This window comes from Enterobacter sp. SA197, from assembly GCF_054131575.1.
The window spans coordinates 3,247,003-3,266,532 of record NZ_CP096393.1 but is presented as its reverse complement, the minus strand read 5'-3'; the positions used below and the strand labels follow the sequence as shown (position 1 = coordinate 3,266,532).

General features: G+C 54.5%; 16 protein-coding genes. 10 read left to right on the top strand and 6 right to left on the bottom strand.

Features of this window, described 5'->3' with window-relative positions; genetic code table 11:
* From M1D91_RS15440 to M1D91_RS15425, 4 genes are all read right to left on the bottom strand, one after another.
* Positions 1 to 444, bottom strand: a complete 444-nt coding sequence (locus M1D91_RS15440; protein WP_437434531.1) for a GNAT family N-acetyltransferase — start codon at positions 442 to 444, stop codon at positions 1 to 3.
* A gap of 14 nt (positions 445 to 458) precedes the next feature.
* Positions 459 to 791, bottom strand: a complete 333-nt coding sequence (locus M1D91_RS15435) for an RcnB family protein (protein WP_437434529.1) — start codon at positions 789 to 791, stop codon at positions 459 to 461.
* 206 nt (positions 792 to 997) lie between these two features.
* Positions 998 to 2,014, bottom strand: coding sequence for a zinc-binding alcohol dehydrogenase family protein (locus M1D91_RS15430; RefSeq protein WP_437434528.1), 1,017 nt, complete (start codon positions 2,012 to 2,014; stop codon positions 998 to 1,000).
* 527 nt (positions 2,015 to 2,541) lie between these two features.
* Positions 2,542 to 2,670, bottom strand: a complete 129-nt coding sequence (locus M1D91_RS15425; RefSeq protein ID WP_457975817.1) for a hypothetical protein — start codon at positions 2,668 to 2,670, stop codon at positions 2,542 to 2,544.
* A gap of 451 nt (positions 2,671 to 3,121) precedes the next feature.
* On the opposite strand from M1D91_RS15425, the gene M1D91_RS15420 reads away from it, so the two are divergent.
* Positions 3,122 to 4,081 (top strand): IS110 family RNA-guided transposase, encoded by a 960-nt coding sequence (locus M1D91_RS15420; protein WP_457975816.1) that lies wholly within the window; start codon positions 3,122 to 3,124, stop codon positions 4,079 to 4,081.
* A 955-nt stretch (positions 4,082 to 5,036) separates the two neighbouring features.
* Here the strand turns inward: M1D91_RS15420 and M1D91_RS15415 are convergent.
* Positions 5,037 to 6,146 carry an ABC transporter ATP-binding protein gene (locus M1D91_RS15415; protein ID WP_437431521.1) on the bottom strand — a complete coding sequence of 370 codons (1,110 nt, stop codon included), beginning with the start codon at positions 6,144 to 6,146 and terminating at the stop codon, positions 5,037 to 5,039.
* Between the two features lie 356 nt (positions 6,147 to 6,502).
* Between M1D91_RS15415 and M1D91_RS15410 the strand changes: the two genes are divergently transcribed.
* The 6 genes from M1D91_RS15410 (at position 6,503) to M1D91_RS15385 (ending at position 13,890) form a co-directional block, all read left to right on the top strand.
* Complete coding sequence (locus M1D91_RS15410) at positions 6,503 to 7,735, top strand: extracellular solute-binding protein (RefSeq protein WP_437431520.1); 1,233 nt, start codon at positions 6,503 to 6,505, stop codon at positions 7,733 to 7,735.
* 178 nt (positions 7,736 to 7,913) lie between these two features.
* Positions 7,914 to 9,221, top strand: a complete 1,308-nt coding sequence (locus M1D91_RS15405) for a carbohydrate ABC transporter permease (protein ID WP_437431519.1) — start codon at positions 7,914 to 7,916, stop codon at positions 9,219 to 9,221.
* Between the two features lie 9 nt (positions 9,222 to 9,230).
* Positions 9,231 to 10,082, top strand: a complete 852-nt coding sequence (locus M1D91_RS15400) for a sugar ABC transporter permease (RefSeq protein WP_437431518.1) — start codon at positions 9,231 to 9,233, stop codon at positions 10,080 to 10,082.
* Positions 10,083 to 10,086: 4 nt separating this feature from the next.
* On the top strand, positions 10,087 to 11,289 hold the full coding sequence (locus tag M1D91_RS15395) for a glycoside hydrolase family 53 protein (RefSeq protein ID WP_437431517.1): 1,203 nt from the start codon (positions 10,087 to 10,089) through the stop codon (positions 11,287 to 11,289).
* Positions 11,290 to 11,448: 159 nt separating this feature from the next.
* Entirely contained in the window at positions 11,449 to 13,506 is a 2,058-nt protein-coding gene (locus M1D91_RS15390; protein ID WP_437431516.1) for a beta-galactosidase, read from the top strand.
* 69 nt (positions 13,507 to 13,575) lie between these two features.
* Positions 13,576 to 13,890, top strand: a complete 315-nt coding sequence (locus M1D91_RS15385; protein WP_437431515.1) for a glucose PTS transporter subunit EIIB — start codon at positions 13,576 to 13,578, stop codon at positions 13,888 to 13,890.
* Between the two features lie 248 nt (positions 13,891 to 14,138).
* Here M1D91_RS15385 and M1D91_RS15380 read toward each other — a convergent pair whose 3' ends face one another.
* The gene (locus M1D91_RS15380) at positions 14,139 to 15,404 is read right to left on the bottom strand and encodes a maltoporin (RefSeq protein ID WP_437431514.1); all 1,266 of its coding nucleotides are present in this window, start codon (positions 15,402 to 15,404) and stop codon (positions 14,139 to 14,141) included.
* 268 nt (positions 15,405 to 15,672) lie between these two features.
* Between M1D91_RS15380 and M1D91_RS15375 the strand changes: the two genes are divergently transcribed.
* The 3 genes from M1D91_RS15375 to M1D91_RS15365 all read left to right on the top strand — a co-directional run bounded on the left by M1D91_RS15375 (position 15,673) and on the right by M1D91_RS15365 (position 19,524).
* Entirely contained in the window at positions 15,673 to 16,746 is a 1,074-nt protein-coding gene (locus M1D91_RS15375; protein WP_437431513.1) for a LacI family DNA-binding transcriptional regulator, read from the top strand.
* A 287-nt stretch (positions 16,747 to 17,033) separates the two neighbouring features.
* Positions 17,034 to 17,954, top strand: coding sequence for a helix-turn-helix transcriptional regulator (locus M1D91_RS15370; protein ID WP_437431512.1), 921 nt, complete (start codon positions 17,034 to 17,036; stop codon positions 17,952 to 17,954).
* The gene (locus M1D91_RS15365) at positions 17,944 to 19,524 is read left to right on the top strand and encodes a hypothetical protein (RefSeq protein ID WP_437431511.1); all 1,581 of its coding nucleotides are present in this window, start codon (positions 17,944 to 17,946) and stop codon (positions 19,522 to 19,524) included. Before M1D91_RS15370 ends, M1D91_RS15365 begins: the two co-directional genes overlap by 11 nt.
* Positions 19,525 to 19,530 lie beyond the last annotated feature (6 nt).

Genomic DNA, 19,530 nt, shown 5'->3' with positions numbered 1-19,530 from the left:
TCACTTATTGGCTGCCCGAGAGGGCAGCCTGTAATGCATCAGCAAATAATCGCCCTGAGGTGAAACCCCTTTCGCTTCAACATGCCAGCCGTGATGGCGGTAAAACGCCAGCGCGCTTTCATTACGCGCAAGGCACTTAAGCGCCCCCGTCCCGCTGAATTCAGACTGTACCTTTTTCAGTAACGCACTGCCGACGCCCTGACCCTGAAAGGCCGGATCCACAAACAGGCTATGCAGGAAGTTCTCGTTAACGTGAACGGCGGCAAAGCCTTTGCGATGACCCGCTTCTTCGGCCACCCAGATCACTTCACCTAATGTTGTTGAGTCAAAGTCTTCCAGCGTCCAGTCACTGCCATCAAGCCATGTCCAGTTGGCGCGACGAGAGTGCAGAAAAAGGGTACGCAGAAAAGGGCGGTCACTCTCCTGCCAGGGGCGAATAGTCAACAATGTTTTCGTCCTTAGCGGTGATAGAAAATATCGCCATCATAGGCTTTGATAATCTTGCCGTCTGTATTGGTGATGAGCACGTAGCAGCCGCCCATGTAGGTCCAGTGGGTATCCGGATCGGGCGCTGGCAGGTTACGCAACTGATACTGCTTAATGGCGTACTCGTCGGTACGGTACATTTCCGGCACGGTATCGCCAATGTTGAATTTGGTGAAATCGGCCACGAAAGCCTGGATTTCATAAGACTTGATTCCCGTCGAGCCAGCAGCGGTCTGCGGTGCAGCAAATGCACTGCTCGCCGCAGCCAGCAGTATTCCCAGAAGTGCAACTTTTGTCTTACCCATGATCTCTCCAGATTCCTTAGGTTTTATTCATTTTGCAAGGTGCCATGATTGCCGGAGCGCTACCGGGCCGCAATCGCAAAAATGTTATGAAGTTACGGCAATAGTAAAAAGTGTAAACAAAAGCGAAGCACAGCAGGACAGGCGGAGAGCAATATTTGCTATCCGCCTGAAGGTAAACGTGTTTTTAAGAAAAATCCTGGTAAGAATCAGCGGGATGCAAAGCCTTCCAGCACAATTTTTCCGACGGCACGTTGGGTTTCGATGCGCTGATGGGCTCGCCGCAGATTGTGAGCGTTAATTTCGCCAAAGTGCTCACCCAGCGTCGTTTTCAGTGCGCCATTATCGATGAGCACAGCAACACGGGTCAGCAGACGGTGCTGTTCAATCATGTCTGTGGTTTCAAACATTGAGCGGGTAAACATAAACTCCCAGTGCAGCGAGATGCTCTTCACTTTCAGCGGGCGCGCATCGAGCGTTTCCGGGTCGTCGATCAGCGCCAGCTTGCCCTGGGGTTGCAGGGCATCAATCAGTTGCTGATAGTGGTCGTCGGTGTTGGTCAGGCTGGCGACATGACTGACCTCCTTAACGCCAATGCGTGCCAGTTCCTCAGCCAGTGGCCGGGTGTGGTCAATGACATAGTGTGCACCGCGAGCGCTGACCCACTGTTGACTTTCCGGTCGTGACGCGGTGCCGATCACCGTCAGTTTAGTAAGCTGACGTGCCAGTTGCGTCAGAATCGAACCCACGCCACCCGCTGCACCGACAATCAGCAGTATGTCACCTTCATTGCCGTCTTCCTGCACGCCCAGTCGGTCAAAGAGCAGTTCCCAGGCGGTAATGGCGGTTAAGGGAAGGGCCGCTGCGGATGCGTTATCGAGGGTGTTGGGCTTCAGTGCAACAATGCGTTCATCTACTAACTGGAACTCGCTGTTGCTGCCGGGGCGGGTGAGGGCACCGGCGTACCAGACTTCATCGCCGGGCTTGAAGAGGGTTACGTCATTACCTGTAGCGACGACCACCCCTACCGCGTCCCAGCCCAGCACACGAGGCGTATCGGCGTTAAAGCCAGCGCGCACTTTAGTGTCGACGGGGTTTACCGAAATGGCTTTCACCTCCACCAGCAGGTCATGGCCGGTTGCCCGCGGGGTGGGCAGTTCAATGTCAGTTAAAAAATCGATATTGCTGGCGCTCTGCGCGGCGCGGGTGATGGCGATAGCTTTCATACGGACTCCATGTGAAGGGGAATGTCGTAAGGCTAGTCTATGCATTGTGGGAGAAAAATGGGGGAATGAGGGTAGGACTTATCCTCGCGGAGTGAAAATGTGGCGGGGCACGGACAATCCCTTCGCTCCTCCGGGGAGAGGGTCAGGGTGAGGGGAGAATTCCGCACGGATGCGAAAGGGATTATTCAGGTTACATGGACTCGTCCCATGCAGGCTACGTGGAATGGTTCCGTTCACCCTGAGTGCATTCTCCCTCTGAAGCCACCGCACCCGTGAACGTGCAAGGGAGGCTCGCCGCCGCCTCCCTTGCAACCCAGGCTCCCGGCCAGGAAAATCGCCGCAGCGCGGTCCGTTCGTCTTATGCCGCCGTGCTGTCGGGTCGGGGACCAGCCTGCATCCCTGCAGGCTATCCCCTCCGCCCGCGTCCCTGCGGGCGGTCCCGGCCCGTCGTCAACGCCTCACCGATTTTCAGCCGGACCGCAACCCCCCGCTGCACGCCAGGAGTTACAGATAAAAAGCCCTTGCTGTTAAAAGCCAAAAACCGCGCCGTAGGTCAGGTGTGGCGGGTCCGGCTGGAAACTGCCGATGCGTTTTCGCAGGGCCGGGGCGACGCGCAGGGAGGCGCGGCGAGGGCGCGCGTTGCAGGGACGCTGCATCGCGCCCGGTCCCGCTAAGCCCGGAGAAAGAAGTGGAGGGTCACCGCGAAGCGGCAGTTTTCGTGCCGGGAGCCGGGATTGTTAAGGGCGTGGCGGAGAACGCCCTTAACACGTTCACGGGGGAGGGTGCTGCACGTGAGCGCGGCACATGAGGTGAACGGAACCATTCCACCTGAGGTAAGCGGAACACTTTGAGCCAGTCACCCACTGTTCCCCTCACCCCGACCCTTATGTCTTGATCTTCTCCGCTCAGCCGGAGAAGATCCCCGACTGATCATCGGGAGGTGACCGGTGAGCATCCCCTGGCCCTGGTGCCTCTGAGCCCGTGGGAGAGATTATGCCCCGGTCACCTGTTTCCCTGTCGCCTCAAGACCGAACGGTATCCTGTGCCCTGAGCACCCACATATAAGGATGGTCCGGCGATATTGTCATAAGGTTACGGAGTGCCATCATGAATCTTGTTCCTGTTGGCGTGGATATCGCCAAACTCAAATTTGATGTTGCCGTTCTGCTTCCTAATCAGAAATACAAAACTAAAAAATTCGCGAATACCTCTTCCGGGGCGCGCGAGTTCCTGGCCTGGCTGAAGCGCTTTGGCGACTGCCATGTCTGCATGGAAGCCACCGGTTGCTACAGCACTGAACTTGCCACTCTGCTGGCTGATAACGGTTGCAGGGTAAGCCTCGAAAATCCGGCGCGCATCAGCGCTTTTGGCAAGGCTGAACTGACCCGCAATAAGACGGATAAAGGTGATGCTGCGCTGATAGCGCGTTACTGCGCCCTGCATAAGCCATCGGCCTGGTTCCCGGCGCCGTTGTACGAGCGGCAACTGACTGCGCTGGTCCGCCATCTGAAAAATCTGGAAGAGATGCGCCAGATGGAGGAAAACCGGCTGGAAGGGGCTGAAGAGGTCATCCTTGCGTCCCTGACTGAACATATCGCCCAGTTGGATGCGCTGATAGAAGAGACGAAGAAGAAAATCAATCAGCACATCGACGACAACCCGGATCTGAAGCGTGATAAAGCCCTGCTGAAGAGCATTCCGGGCGTGGGAGATATGCTGAGTGCCAGCCTGCTGGCATATGCGGGAAACCTGCGCCGGTTCAGTAGCAGCAAGGCGCTGGTGGCGTATGCAGGACTGAATCCACGGCGCTGTGAATCGGGGTTGTGGAAAGGGAAAAGCCGGATATCGAAGGTGGGGCAGGGAGAGTTACGTAGCGCGTTGTACATGCCTGCCATCGTCGCGGGCAGATATAACGAAGTGGTGAAGAGCCTGATGGGGCGGCTGGCTGAACGAGGAAAATCAGGGAAAGAGCAGGTCTGCGCGGGAATGAGAAAGCTGTTGCAACTGGCTTATGGCGTAGTGAAATCGGGTCGCATATTCGACGCTGAGATACCGCTTGCGGCCTGAACCGCAAGACGGTATCTCTCCCCAAAGGGGCGAGGGAGAAAAGCGTGCCCGTTTTTCAGCCGGACCGCACGCTCCGCTCCATGTCACTGCGTTTCAACAGACACCGCATCGCTTTAAGGACCTACAGACAGTGAAAAGGGTCAGGCGTGGCGGGTCCGGCTGGAAACTGCCGACGCGTTTTCGCAGGGCCGGGGCGACGCGCAGGGAGGCGCGGCGAGGGCGCGCGTTGCAGGGACGCTGCATCGCGCCCGGTCCCGGTAAGCCCGGAGAAATAAGCGGAGGGTCACCGCGAAGCGGCAGTTTTCGTGCCGGGAGCCGGGATTGTTAAGGGCGTGGCGGAGAACGCCCTTAACACGTTCACGGGTGAAGGTGTTGCACGGGAGTGCGGCACATGAGGTGAACGTAACGATTCCACCGGCGGTTAGCGGAACCGCGCTTTTTACTGCTGAAACCCTTTAAGCCAGTCACCCGCTGTTCCCCTCACCCCGACCCTCTCCCCGGAGGGGCGAGGGGGAAAGGCGTGCCCGGTTTTGCATGTGAGGTGAACGGAACAGTTCCACCGGCGGTTAGCGGAACCGCGCTTTTTACGGCTGAAACCCTTTAAGCCAGTCACCCGCTGTTCCCCTCACCCCGACCCTCTCCCCGGAGGGGCGAGGGGGAAAGGCGTGCCCGGTTTTGCATGTGAGGTGAACGGAACAGTTCCACCGGCGGTTAGCGGAACCGCGCTTTTTACGGCTGAAACCCTTTGAGCCTGTCACCCACTGTTCCCCTCTCCCCGACCCTCTCCCCGGAGGGGCGAGGGGGAAAAGCATGCCTGGTTTTACAGGCAAGGTGAACGGAACGACTCCACCATGATAAGCGGAACCCTTCCCCTGGCAGAGGGAACGCTGCCGCTTACCGTTAGCGAAACCCTATACCGATTAAACCAATGCCTCTGCACCACAGCCCCGACTACTCAGTGCGCGTGCGGCACCTCAATACCCGCACTTATGCGCGTACCCTCATCATCAAAAATCATACAATGCCGGTTTTCAAAGGAGAGGGTCACCTTCTGCCAGGGGCGGAAATGCACATCACCCGGTAGCAGGATTTTGATGTTGTCATGGCCATAGCTCTGACCAAAAAGATAGGTATTGTTCCCCAGACGCTCCACCACTTCACACTGGAATTCAAGTTGGGTATCGCGGGTGGTGTCGGTTGCCAGATGTTCAGGGCGTATACCGAGCGTGATGCTGGCGCCCGACTCCAGTGGCGATGTGGTAACGCCCAGCGTCAGGCTATGGCCCTGTGCCAGAGTGAGGGTCAGCTCGCCCGGCTGCCACTGAGTGACGGTCGCGGGCAGGAAATTCATTTTCGGCGAGCCGATAAACCCGGCCACAAATTTGTTCACCGGGTTGTAGTAAAGCTCCATCGGCGAGCCCATCTGCTCCACGTTGCCGTAATTCATCACCACGATTTTATCCGCGAGGGTCATGGCCTCAACCTGATCGTGCGTCACATAGACCATGGTGGTTTTGAGTTCATGGTGAAGACGGGCAATGTGCAGACGCATGTCGACGCGCAGTTCCGCATCGAGGTTTGAAAGCGGCTCATCAAACATAAATACACGCGGATTACGCACAATGGCGCGGCCAATGGCCACACGCTGGCGCTGCCCGCCGGAGAGCTGTTTAGGTTTGCGGTCCAGCAGATGCACTAACTGGAGGGTTTTCGCTACCATCTCCACCTGGCGACGGATTTCGTCTTTCGGCACTTTGTTGACTTTCAGGCCGTAGCCCATGTTCTCTGCCACCGTCATGTGGGGATAGAGCGCATAAGACTGAAACACCATCGACACGCCACGGTGCGCCGGGGCGACATCGTTCATCACCTCATCGCCAATCAACACCTCGCCGTCGCTCACCTCTTCAAGGCCTGCAATCATGCGCAGCAGCGTAGATTTCCCGCAGCCGGACGGGCCAACAAACACGGCAAATTCGCCGTCTTCAATATCCAGATTCACATTGTGCAGCGTGACAGTGTCGCCAAAGCGTTTGGTGACATTCCTCAGTCGTATATTGGACATCAAGTTTCCCCGGAGTTGGTAGCGGTTAGTGGCTGTTGCTAATCAGGCTGTTTAGTGTGGTTTTGTTTTACGTATAACAAGCCAGCGATAATGCCATTCAACAGCGATAATTCATGGCCAGACTATAACTTCCAGCATTTACGCGCCCTATATCGAATTTTCGATTTTGTCGTACTTGTCACACAACTGGCAGTTAATTCTCGTTTTATTGCGACCTCAAGTGTAGCGTATAACAAAATCAATAAAGCGAGTGAATACGCTTTAACTCACGCAATATCAGGTGGTTTTGTTGTAACGACATCAGGTAGCGCGCCATAAAAACCATGAAATTGTTATACCTTGACATGAGGTTGATAATGAAAAAGAACACCCTTACTGCACTGATCCTCTCCGCACTGGCCGTGGGTCAGAGCCTGACCCTTCAGGCACATGCCACCACCCAACTGAACGTCTGGGAGGACATTAAGAAATCGGTTGGCATTCAGGATGCCATCAAGGATTTCGAAAAAGAGAACGACGTGAAGGTCAACGTGCAGGAGATGCCTTTCGCCCAGCAGCTGGAAAAATTACGCCTGGATGGCCCGGCGGGCATTGGCCCGGACGTACTGGTCATCCCCAATGATCAGGTCGGCGGTGCCGTTGTGCAAGGTCTGTTGACCCCCCTGAATCTGGACAAAGAACAGATTGACGCCTTCACGCCTGCCTCAATCAACGCATTTCGCATGGATAACGCACTCTATGGCGTACCAAAAGCCGTTGAGACCCTGGTGCTGATTTACAACAAGGATCTGATCGACAAACCGCTGGACAGCCTGCAATCCTGGCTCGACTACTCGAAAAAACAGCGTGCAGAAAACAAGTACGGCCTGCTGGCAAAGTTTGATCAGATTTATTACAGCTGGGGCGCAATTGGCCCGATGGGCGGCTACCTGTTCGGTAAAAACGACAAAGGCGGCTACAACCCAACCGACATTGGCCTCAACCAGCCGGGTGCAGTGGCCGCCGTGACGTTCCTGAAAAAATTCTATTCCGAAGGCGTCTTCCCATCAGGGATCCTCGGTGACAACGGCCTGAATGCTATCGACTCTCTGTTTACGGAAAAGAAAGCGGCGGCTGTGATCAACGGCCCGTGGGCGTTCCAGCCGTATGAAGCGGCCGGGATCAACTACGGCGTGGCGCCACTCCCCCTGCTGCCGGACGGCAAACCGATGAGCTCCTTCCTCGGGGTGAAAGGCTATGTGGTCTCCACCTGGAGTAAGGATAAAGCGATGGCGCAGAAATTCATCGAGTTTATCAACCAGCCGAAGTACGTGAAAATCCGCTACATCTCAACCCGTGAGATCCCAGCGCAGAAAGCCATGATCGACGATCCGATGATTAAAAATGATGAAAAAGCCAGTGCGGTCGCGGTCCAGGCTGCCCGCGCCACCGCGATGCCAGGCATTCCGGAAATGGGCGAAGTCTGGGGACCGGCGAACGCCGCGCTGGAACTGAGCCTGACCGGAAAACAGGAGCCAAAAGCGGCGCTGGACGGTGCTGCGAAACAGATCCATATGCAGGTTGAAGCCATGCAGGCCAGCAACCAATAAAGGCTCATCACTCTTCAGGTTGCAGGTGTATGGCGGCGTTTTTCCCGGTTGCCAACCTATGCGTGCCGGGAGCGCACGCTCTTGGCGCCAGACTGAAACAGGACGTCTTAAGGGCATAGCGTAAATAAAGAAGTATTAAACGGGAGGGCGTTCCTCCCGTTTTCAGAAGGAGTCGTACGTGATTATCAGTCCCAGCGAAAATTTTGCGAAAGCGCGTGGTGCCGGACGGCACGCGTGGTGTGGGCTGCTGCTGGCTATTGTGCCGGGCTTTGGCCAGTTTTATCACCGCCAGTGGTTAAAAGGCCTTATCTTCCTGGTGCTGCTCAGCAGCTTTATGGGCATTTTCTATGATTTTCTGCGCGAAGGTCTCTGGGGGCTTTATACCCTGGGGGAAGAGGTTCCGCGCGACAACTCCATCTTTTTGCTCGCGGAAGGGATAATCAGCGTCCTGATAATCGCCTTTGGCGTCACGGTGTATTACTTCTCGCTGCGTGATGCCTGGGTGAACGGGAAAAAACGCGACGAAGGCCATCAGCTCAACAGCGTGCGTAAGCAGTACCAGATGCTCTTAAGCGACGGCTTTCCCTATCTGATGATAACGCCAGGCTTCATCCTGCTGGTGTTTGTGGTGATATTCCCGATTCTTTTTGGTTTTGCTATCGCCTTTACCAACTACAACCTTTACCACACGCCCCCAGCGAAACTGGTGGACTGGGTGGGGCTGAAAAATTTCGTCAACATCTTCACGCTCTCCATCTGGCGCTCAACCTTCCTTGACGTGCTGCAGTGGACGGTAGTGTGGACCCTGCTTGCCACCACGCTGCAATGCACGGTAGGGGTGCTGCTCGCCATCCTGGTGAACCAGAAGGATCTTCGCTTTAAGCCGCTTGTCAGAACCATCTTTATTCTGCCGTGGGCGGTGCCGGGCTTTGTTACCATTCTGGTCTTCGCCGGGATGTTTAACGACACCTTCGGGGTTATCAATAATGCGATTCTCGCCTTCTTTGGCATTGGCCCCAAAGCCTGGCTGACCGACCCGTTCTGGACCAAAACGGCGCTCATCATGATGCAGACCTGGCTCGGCTTTCCGTTTGTTTTTGCGATGACGACCGGCGTGTTACAGGCCATTCCTGATGACCTGTATGAAGCGGCGAAGATGGACGGCGCGGGTACCTGGACTCGGCTGCGCACGATTACGCTGCCGCTGGTGCTCTACTCAATTGCACCCATCATCATCACCCAGTACACCTTCAACTTTAATAACTTCAACATCATTTACCTGTTTAACAACGGTGGCCCGGCGGTGGCGGGGTCAAACGCAGGCGGAACGGACATCCTGGTATCGTGGATCTATAAGCTGACCATGTCCTCTTCGCAGTACGCCATTGCCGCGACCATCACCATTCTGCTGTCGATTTTTGTTGTCGGCCTGGCGTTGTGGCAGTTCCGCGCCACCAAATCCTTCAAAAACGACGACATGGCATAAGGAAGAAAAATGGCTACATCACAAAGCATTCGTCGTGAGAAGTGGGTTCGCCTCTCTCTCTCCTGGCTGATTATCGTGTTGGTTTCGCTGATTATCATCTACCCGCTGGTATGGACGGTCGGGGCATCGCTGAACGCGGGTAACAGCCTGCTCAGCACCTCGATAATCCCGGAAAACGTCTCCTTCCAGCACTATGCCGATCTGTTTAACGGTCAGGTGAACTACCTCACATGGTACTGGAACTCGATGAAAATCAGCTTCATGACCATGGTACTGACGCTGATAAGCGTGAGCTTTACCGCCTACGCCTTCTCCCGCTTTCGCTTTAAGGGGCGGCAGAATGGGCTGATGCTGTTTTTGTTGTTGCAGATGATCCCGCAGTTTTCCGCGCTGATTGCCATTTTTGTGCTCTCGCAACTGCTGGGCCTTATTAACAGCCATCTGGCGCTGGTGCTGATCTACGTTGCCGGGATGATCCCGATGAATACCTATCTGATGAAGGGCTATCTTGATGCCATTCCGAAAGATCTGGATGAGTCGGCACGCATGGACGGGGCGAGCAACTTCCGTATTTTCATCGAGATAATCATGCCGCTCTCTAAACCTATTGTGGCAGTGGTGGCGCTGTTCTCGTTTACCGGGCCGCTCGGGGATTTCATTCTCTCCAGCACCATTTTGCGTACTCCGGACAAATTCACGCTGCCCATCGGGCTTTATAACCTGGTGGCGCAAAAAATGGGCGCCAGTTACACCACCTATGCGGCGGGAGCGGTTCTTATCGCCGTGCCGGTGGCAATCCTCTACCTGGCATTACAAAAGTACTTCGTCTCCGGCCTGACCTCCGGCAGTACCAAAGGATGATCATATGAAAAGGTTTGCACCCGCTTTGCTTGCTGTTTGCCTGAGCTGCAGTTTTTCCGCCAGCCTGCTGGCCGCTGAGACCCTGACCACACGGCCCTTTAACGCCATGCCAGCGGACTTTATCAAAGGGGCTGATATCTCCACGTTACTGGATACGGAAAAGCACGGCGCGAGGTTCCTGAATGACCAAAATCAGCAACAGGATGCGATAGCCATTCTCAAAGAGAATGGCGTCAACTACGTGCGCCTGCGACTGTGGGTTGACCCTAAGGACCCGCAGGGCAAAGCCTATGGCGGCGGTGATAACGATCTTGCCAGCACTATTGCACTAGCAAAACGGGCAAAAGCGCAGGGCATGAAGCTGCTGCTGGATTTCCACTACAGCGATTTCTGGACCGATCCGGGCAAACAGTTTAAACCGAAGGCCTGGGAGAAAATGGATTATCCGCAGCTGAAAACCACTATCCATGACTACACCCGCGATACCATCGCGCGCTTTAAACAGGAAGGTGTGCTGCCGGACATGGTGCAGATTGGCAACGAAATCAACGGCGGGATGCTGTGGCCGGAAGGTAAAAGCTGGGGGCAGGGTGGCGGTGAGTTCGACCGTCTGGCCGGCCTGCTGAATTCTGCTATCGATGGCCTCAAAGAGAACCTTAAGGGTGGTGAGCAGGTCAAAATCATGCTTCACCTGGCTGAAGGCACAAAAAACGATACCTTCCGCTGGTGGTTTGATGAAATCACTAAACGCAATGTGCCCTTCGATGTCATTGGCCTGTCGATGTACACCTACTGGAACGGTCCTCTCAGCGCGCTGAAAAACAACATGGATGACATCAGTAAACGTTATAACAAAGACGTGATTGTGGTGGAGGCGGCCTACGCTTATACCCTGCAAAATTGCGATAACGCAGAAAACAGTTTCCAGGCGAAAGAGGAAAAAGACGGCGGTTATCCCGCCACCGTTCAGGGACAATATAACTATATTCATGACTTAATGCAGGCCGTTATAAATGTTCAGGATCATCGCGGGAAAGGCATTTTTTATTGGGAGCCAACCTGGATTGCAGTTGGTGGAAATACCTGGGCTACTCAGGCCGGAATGAAATATATCAACGACCAGTGGAAAGAGGGGAATGCCCGTGAAAATCAGGCGTTATTTGATTGCAATGGGAAAGTTCTGCCGTCGGTAAAAGTCTTTAACTAATTTTACCCGTCATATTTCAAGTCGCATGTGCGTTGGCATTACTCGGCCTTTGACCTCGTCCCTTTGGGGCCTGCGCAAGCGCTGTTCAAGGCACCAGTACCTTGTCCTGCAACTCGAATTATTTAGGGTATACGCTGTCAATTTTGAAGGATTTTTAATATGAATAAATTTGCGCCTTTGAGTCCGAAGGTCGCCACGCTATTGCATGGCGCTGACTACAATCCGGAGCAGTGGGAGAATTACCCCGATATTATTGATAAAGATATTGCCATGATGAAACAGGCAAAATGCAATGTCATGTCTGTTGGTATATTCAGTTGGTCGAAACTGGAGCCGCAGGAAGGGGTATTTAATTTTGGCTGGCTGGATAACATCCTGGAGAAACTTTATGCGGCGGGGATCCATGTATTTCTGGCAACGCCAAGCGGCGCGCGTCCGGCCTGGATGTCGCAAAAATACCCGGAAGTCTTAAGGGTAGGGCGTGACCGTGTACCGGCGCTGCACGGGGGTCGTCATAACCACTGTATGACCTCGCCGGTTTACCGTGAAAAGACGTTGAAGATTAACAGCCTGCTGGCAGAGCGTTACGGCCAGCACCCGGCGGTGCTCGGCTGGCACCTGTCGAACGAGTACGGTGGCGAATGCCACTGCGAACTGTGTCAGGGAAAATTTCGTGACTGGCTGAAAGCGCGTTATCAGACCCTTGATGCCCTCAACCATGCCTGGTGGAGCGACTTCTGGAGCCACACCTACAGCGACTGGTCGCAGGTTCAGTCCCCTGCGCCGCAGGGGGAGGTTTCCATTCATGGTCTGAATCTGGACTGGCGTCGTTTTAATACGGCGCAGGTAACTGACTTCTGTCGCCATGAAATCGTGCCCCTGAAAGCGGCGAACGCATCGCTGCCGGTCACCACCAACTTTATGGAGTATTTCTACGATTACGACTACTGGCAGTTAGCAGAACCTCTGGATTTTATCTCCTGGGACAGCTACCCGATGTGGCATCGTGATAAAGACGATTCGACGCTTGCCTGTTACACGGCGATGTACCACGACATGATGCGCACCCTGAAAGGAGGGAAGCCTTTCGTGCTGATGGAGTCATCGCCCAGCGTCACCAACTGGCAGCCTACCAGCAAATTGAAAAAACCGGGGATGCACATTCTCTCCTCCCTGCAGGCGGTGGCGCACGGTGCGGATTCGGTGCAGTATTTCCAGTGGCGTAAAAGCCGTGGCTCGGTGGAGAAGTTCCACGGAGCGATCATTGACCATGTGGGGCATCTGGATACCCGTGTCGGCCGTGAAGTGTCGGCACTGGGTGATATCTTAAGCCGCCTGTCCGGGGTGATGGGTTGTCGCACTGACGCGCGAGTGGCCATCATCTTCGATCAGCAGAACCGCTGGGCGCTGGATGATGCGCAGGGGCCGCGCAACGTCGGCATGGAGTATGAAAAAACGGTTAATGAGCACTACCGGGCATTCTGGGAGAAAGGCATTGCCGTGGACATTATTGATGCGGATGGTGATTTAAGCCGCTACGCGCTTGTCATCGCGCCAATGCTCTATATGGTGCGTGAAGGCTTTGCCGGGCGGGCGGAAACGTTCGTTAAACAGGGCGGGCATCTGGTCACCACCTACTGGAGCGGGATAGTCAATGATACCGATCTCTGCTTTACCGGAGGCTTCCCTGGTCCACTGCGCCCGCTGCTGGGCATCTGGGCTGAGGAGATCGATTGTCTGGCGGAGGGCGAAAGCAATCTGATTCAGGGCCTGGCAGGGAATGAAGTCGGGCTTCAGGGGCCGTACCAGGTACGCCACCTGTGTGAACTGATCCACACGGAAAGCGCCATCTCGCTTGCTATCTATCGTGATGATTTCTACGCCGGTCGCCCGGCGGTTACGGTCAATACCTTTGGGCAGGGGAAAGCCTGGCATGTGGCTTCGCGTAACGATCTCGCTTTCCAGCGTGATTTCTTCGGTCATATTATCGATACGCTGGGCCTGCCGCGCGCGGTGGAAGCTGACTTCCCGCCTGGGGTTGTAGCGACAGCGCGTACCGACGGTGAGGCCACTTTCGTGTTTATCCAGAACTATTCCCGGCAGTCACAGACGGTGACGTTACCGCAGGGTTACACCGACTGTCTCTCCAGCGCACCTGTCACTGCGCCGCTGGTTCTCTCTGCCTTCGACTGCCGTATCCTTCGCCGTAAAGCCTGAGTATTCCTACCACGCCTGCTCACCTGAGCAGGCGTTTTTTTATCTGCTGATTATCAGGAGACAATTGTCATGGTGAGCCTTAAATCGTTTCTGCACTACTTCTCTCAACCTCAGTCCAGTACACCACTCAGCGACAGCGAGGTGGCGACTATTCAGCGTCTGATTGCCGCATTCGGTGGTGAAGAGAACATCAGTCACGTGGACGCCTGTATTACCCGGTTGCGCGTCACGGTAAATAATCTTGCGCTGGTGGATTCCGAGGCGCTGCAACAGGAAGGGGCGTTAGGGGTTATTATTCTCGGTCAACAGGTTCATGCGATATTTGGTAAGCAGTCAGATGCGCTGAGGAAATTACTGGATGAGCATTTTACCTCCCGACGTTAAATAAAAAAGGATGCCCGAAAGGGCATCCAGAATAGTCAATAAGTAAATCCAGGGAAATAAAGGTCACTACCCGCTAATTAACGGCCAGATCCCGGAGATAAATAACGATGTTTAAGCGCAGTAAATACAAAAAATATTCACCCTCATTCATGCGCGTTGCATAAACCGGCGAGAGCGAGAATCCCCTGAATAACATGACGGGATAAACAAACGCAGCCAGCACACTTGCAACGTGAACGATGCGGGTATTACCACCAGGCTTCCACCTGCACACCAAAGTTCCAGGTATTATTGGCGGTGTGATCATCAAACGATTTGCCGTTTTCTGAATCATTCAGATAAGAGGCAAATACACGCAGTTCCGGGCGCGACATAAAGTCACGGCCATCGGCCAGCCCCAGGGCAAGGGTATATTTCTCACCGCTCTGTTTGTAATGCGTGCCGTTATTGTAGGTGTCTTTCTGGTAGAAACCACCCACCTCGCCAATCAGACGCACATAGTCAGTGAACTGGTACTGCGCGCGCCCAACCAGCGACACCAGGCGAGATTTGTCGGTGTAATCGGTGATATCGTCTGCGGAACCGTAAGTCAGCACATGGTTAAAGGAGAACTTATCAGTGATCGGGATAAGCCCGGTGTTAATGACGCGGTAGCCGGAGGCATCGTTAACATAGTGCCACATGTCGTACCAGCCACCGCCCTGAGACACCATGTTCTGTGCCAGACCTTTATCCGCGTACTGCAACACCAGTTTGTTATAACCCCCCAGCATGTCCTGGCTGATTTCACCGGTGACCATCACGCCATTATCTGCTTCGTAAAGGCCGCCATAGTTTTTCTGTTTGTCGGTTGGGTTTGGCATGGCGTAGTCCACGCCAAACTCCGTCCATGCACCAGACCAGGGCTTCCAGCCGGCATAGCGCAGGTCGATATAGTTGATGTTCACATCGTTATCACCATCCACGCGATAGTCCACGTCGTTGGCATCACCCCGGATCCAGGCAACAGAGACGGCGCCTGGCCCGACGCTGTAGTTTTCAATACCTGCCCCTGCACCTGAAATATTCCAGTATTTGGTGTCGATGATGTGCAGATCATGACGCTGGTAGTAGCGTTTACCGCCCCAAATCACGGCATTAGGATCGCCCGGGATCAGGCCTTTAATCTGCAGGTTTAACTGGCGTAAGCCGAATTCAGCATCGTCGCCGAAGGTCGTTTCACTGTCATTAGAGCCATCGGATACCATGCTGACCATCGTATCCAGGTAAAAACTCACTTCGTCTTTTTTATAGACCTCAGAGCCTAACTCAAGCTCGCCATAGGTATCTGCTTCGTTACCCAGACGACCAATTTTGTTCTTTTGCCACTCCTGCATTCCGCCATCGCCGGAGACGCCGATGCCGGAACGCAGGTAGCCGTGAAAGTCGATAGGGACAGATGACGCGGCCAGTAATGAAGGTGAAGTCAGCGCAGCGGCTAACGCTATCGTCAGTGTGCGTAGCGTAGTGTTCATATCATTCCTCTTATAGTTTTGTATTACGTTCACATAAACGCTGCCATAAAATGCCTAAATGTAAAAACTGGCAAACTAACGATTGCAATTGTGTGATTAACTGCAAATAAATCAGTCTTTTTTGTGACAAAAAGAGAATGCGTTCACGATGTCATGTAATGTGAGCGTGATACTTAGTTATCGTTTTTTAACCGAGGAAAAGCGGAGTGAGCGTTTTTTTAAATGGCCCCTGTTACAATTGGCGCATAACAACATAAGGAACCGGACCATGAAGTCTAAAAGCGCGACCTTAGAAGACGTTGCCCGTCATGCGGGTGTCTCCTATCAGACCGTGTCCAGGGTACTCAATAAATCTGCCAATGTATCCGAAGCCACACGTCTCAAGGTAGAGAAGTCCATTGAGCTACTACGCTATGTGCCTAACCGCCTCGCTCAACAGCTGGTAGGTAAGCAGAGTCAGACCGTTGGGTTAGTGACCACCTCTCTGGCGTTACATGCCCCTTCTCAGGTTGCCGCAGCGGTAAAACGCTATGCTAATCTGGACGGGTATCAGGTCCTGATCTCAATGATTGATGAGAACGTCAATCATCATATCCAGGCCGCCATCAACGAGCTTAAGTCTCAGCGTGTCGATAAGATGATTATCAACGTCCCACTGGAGACCGAAAGAGCGCAAAAAATCGCAGCGGACAACGATGATATTGTGTGTCTGTTTCTCGATGTCGACCCCTACAGTTCGGTGTTTAACGTTTCGTTTAACCCTGCTGATGGCACCCGCGCCAGCGTCAAGCATCTCTACGATCACGGGCATCGGGAGATTACGCTGCTTGCCGGGCCACAGGACTCAGTCTCGGCTAATCTGCGCCTCAAAAGCTGGGTTGAAACTCTCAGTGGTTATGGGCTGAAACCGGCTTTGATTTTTCACGGCAACTGGGATGCGCAAAGCGGCTATGCGGGCGCCCTGAAGATGCTGCGCGAGACGCCGAACTTCACCGCCGTGCTGGTGGCCAATGACCAGATGGCACTGGGTGCCCTGAGCGCTTTTCATCAGCACCACATCGCCATACCGGGCGAGAAGTCCGTAGTGGGTTACGATGACACTTACGAGAGCTCGTTTTTTTACCCGGCACTCACCACCGTCTCTCTGGATCTCGACCTACAGGGTAAAGAGGCGGTTCGCCGGCTGCTGGATAGTGGACATAGTGATACGGCGCGCACATCATCAGTGTTACCGGCGCGCCTGATTGTGCGCCATTCCACCGGGCCGCTGCAGAGCAAAGCGACCAACCTGCAGGCCATTGCTGAACAGTTACAGGCAATAGCACATCAGTTGATGAAATAAGTAACCGTCAGGGGCCGGCAACCGGCCCCTGGTTTGCCGCAACACATTGCAGTTAACAATACGGCGCCGGTCGTAAATCCCTTTCCCTCGTCTCACCGTGTAAAGACGTCAATGTTATTTCCCCTTTCGCTACCGTACCAGGCTGGTAAAAGCGCGTGCTGAGAGTACGGGTAGTGCAGGGAAGATCTCTGACAGGCGGGAAAATATTTTTCAATTCATGGCATCAATGACACACCCTGTCATTCCGTTTCGTTAAGATAAGTCTCATAAATACAGGGAGAGATGTTATGAATAAACGCTCTGAAAACAGTGAGAAGCTGGCGCGGCGTCTGGCAGAGACGTTGGTGGTATTACAACAAAATGATTCGGTTACCCGCACCCATCTTGCCGAACGGTTCAGCGTCAGTGACAGGACGGTATTTCGGGACCTTAGCCGCTTTGAAGGCGTCATCGAGCATATCGGCGGCGAGCGTTACCGGTTGCGGGACGAGTACCGTCAGCGGTTACAGGCGGGCATACTGCAAACGGTCATTGATCTTACCGGCGGCGCGGGCCATTTTTCGATGCCGGACGCCAGGGTGATGCGCTCGCTAGCTTCACACCAGAACAGCTATTTCGTCAAAACGCTGAATGCCGAGCATGCGGCAGGGGAAGCGATAAACCGCTACTTTACTCTGCTGCAGAGTGCTGTCGACAGCCATCGCTGCTGCACCTTTAACTACAAAGGGAAGCCACGGCAGGCCCATCCTTACCAGCTCAGAAATATCAAAAACATCTGGTATCTGGCGGCTATTGAAGATAACCAGCTCAAAGCTTTCCGGCTGAGCCTGATTGAATTTCTGACCGTGACGCGTGAGGTGTTCACTCCAGACCCGGCGGTCCTGAAGACCATTCAGGATGAAGAAGAGGCATGGTTCAGCCTTGAGAAATTTGAAGTCACCCTGACGGTTGCGGCCGCGGCGGCTGAATACTTTCTGCGCAGGGATCTTTTGCCGCATCAGCAGATCCTGCGCCGGGAAGCAGATGGCAGCCTGCTGCTGTCTACGCGGGTAGCGGATGACCGCCAGATTTTGTCTGTCATCCGCTACTGGCTACCCCATCTTAAAATCCAGACCCCGGCATCACTCACTGAAAAACTGAAAGGGGAGCTCCGGCAGGCGCTGGAAGCACTTTCTTGCGAAGGGCAGGGCATGACGCATGTTGAATGAAGAACAAACTACGACCCCGGACGCGAAAAGTGTGCTGGTGGCAGCATTACATCAGGATGAGGTACAAATCGATCTCCTGCAGGGCGATGCAGAGACGGGCAGTATCACCCCGGATCAGGCGCTGGAGACCTCATCGCTTATTACCGAATTTGTTGTTGACCTGCCGCGCACTGAACATGCGGATTTACACCACTGGCTGGTGACGCGTTTTCGCCATCATGCCAGTTTGTGGGATAACGATGAGACCCTGCTGCGCGATGCGAACACGATTGTTGAAACCGCACAACGGCAGCAGACGTTGCGCCAGTCTCTTGAGGCAGCACAAAACAGCGGCAAAAGCGCCAGCAACTGGTTTGCCAGGCAACTGAGTGATGCGGCGACACGTCATGGCACGCTGAATGTTAGCCAGTACGGGCAGGTTATTGATACTGCGCTGAAAAAGACTAACCAGCAGATGCAGGACATTATCCTGACCAAAAACGGCATTGTCAGCCAGGCGCGCAATCTGGACGGTTTTATCGCCGAAGCTCATCACGTCAGTACCTTTAACATTAATGCCGCTGCGGCAGGCTCCGGGGCCAGAGCGGAACTGGTTATTCGCCCCGGTGAACGCTTTCCCAAAAACTCCGTTGATGTGCAGATTAAAGACGCTAACGGCAAGGTGGTGCGTCGCTACCAGGCGAAATACGGTAAAGACGCCGGGGCGACAGAAGATCTCTTTAATAAAGGCAACTATCAGGGGCAGCGTTCGCTGGTGCCCGAAGATCATGCCGGCGAGATGAAGCGCAAGGCCACTGAAACCATTGAATATGACGGCGTTCAATCCAGGCGGTACAGCAAAGAAGAGGCTAAACGCCAGCAGAATGAGGCGCAGCGCAGCGGGAAAATTGACAGCTTTGACTGGAAAACAGCTGATGCGGGTGCAATCAGCAAACGTATCGGTAAAGAGGCGGCGATGGCCGCCGGTCTGGGCGTGGCCTTTCAGGGAGGACGTATCATCGCGCGTCGTTGCTGGAATGCATTAACCGGTAAGCCCAACGCCACGCCAGGGGAAGATCTAAAAGAGTTTGTGACCCGTTCCATTGAGACCGGGGCCAGTACCGCGGTGACGGTGGCCGTCTCGGGCGCGCTGATGGTGGCGGCAAAACGCGGGCTGCTGGGAGAGTTGCTAAAAAACAGCCCGGCCGGACGTATTGCGATGATTGGCTCAGTAGCGGTAGATAATCTGCGAGTGCTGAGCCGCCTTGCGCGCGGGCAGATTGGCAAGCAGGAGGCTGTCGATCAGATGGCTCATACCACCCTGACCTCGGCGGCCGGGCTGATGGCCGCCGGAGAAGGCATGGCGTTCGGCGCTGCCTGGGGATCGGTATTTGGACCCGTCGGTACGTTTGCCGGGGGGCTGGCCGGGGGAATTGTCGGGGGTATTGCCGGGTCGGCCATCGCTGACAAATTATACAATGCGGGCAAAGCCCTGATTAAAACCGGCGTGGAAACCGTCGGGCGAGCGGTTTCCGCAGGCTGGGAAGGTGTGAAAAAAGCCGGGCGTGCGTTTGCAAAGCTCTTCGGGTGAGGTAAT

What these genes read in the sequence shown, in the direction of transcription:
- M1D91_RS15410 (WP_437431520.1), top strand. Translation starts at nt 6,503, where the DNA reads ATGAAAAAGAACACCCTTACTGCACTGATCCTCTCCGCACTGGCCGTG.
- M1D91_RS15390 (WP_437431516.1), top strand. Translation starts at nt 11,449, where the DNA reads ATGAATAAATTTGCGCCTTTGAGTCCGAAGGTCGCCACGCTATTGCAT.
- M1D91_RS15375 (WP_437431513.1), top strand. Translation starts at nt 15,673, where the DNA reads ATGAAGTCTAAAAGCGCGACCTTAGAAGACGTTGCCCGTCATGCGGGT.
- M1D91_RS15370 (WP_437431512.1), top strand. Translation starts at nt 17,034, where the DNA reads ATGAATAAACGCTCTGAAAACAGTGAGAAGCTGGCGCGGCGTCTGGCA.
- M1D91_RS15385 (WP_437431515.1), top strand. Translation starts at nt 13,576, where the DNA reads ATGGTGAGCCTTAAATCGTTTCTGCACTACTTCTCTCAACCTCAGTCC.
- M1D91_RS15415 (WP_437431521.1), bottom strand. Translation starts at nt 6,146, where the DNA reads ATGTCCAATATACGACTGAGGAATGTCACCAAACGCTTTGGCGACACT.
- M1D91_RS15430 (WP_437434528.1), bottom strand. Translation starts at nt 2,014, where the DNA reads ATGAAAGCTATCGCCATCACCCGCGCCGCGCAGAGCGCCAGCAATATC.
- M1D91_RS15425 (WP_457975817.1), bottom strand. Translation starts at nt 2,670, where the DNA reads ATGCAGCGTCCCTGCAACGCGCGCCCTCGCCGCGCCTCCCTGCGCGTC.
- M1D91_RS15400 (WP_437431518.1), top strand. Translation starts at nt 9,231, where the DNA reads ATGGCTACATCACAAAGCATTCGTCGTGAGAAGTGGGTTCGCCTCTCT.
- M1D91_RS15420 (WP_457975816.1), top strand. Translation starts at nt 3,122, where the DNA reads ATGAATCTTGTTCCTGTTGGCGTGGATATCGCCAAACTCAAATTTGAT.
- M1D91_RS15365 (WP_437431511.1), top strand. Translation starts at nt 17,944, where the DNA reads ATGTTGAATGAAGAACAAACTACGACCCCGGACGCGAAAAGTGTGCTG.
- M1D91_RS15395 (WP_437431517.1), top strand. Translation starts at nt 10,087, where the DNA reads ATGAAAAGGTTTGCACCCGCTTTGCTTGCTGTTTGCCTGAGCTGCAGT.
- M1D91_RS15435 (WP_437434529.1), bottom strand. Translation starts at nt 791, where the DNA reads ATGGGTAAGACAAAAGTTGCACTTCTGGGAATACTGCTGGCTGCGGCG.
- M1D91_RS15380 (WP_437431514.1), bottom strand. Translation starts at nt 15,404, where the DNA reads ATGAACACTACGCTACGCACACTGACGATAGCGTTAGCCGCTGCGCTG.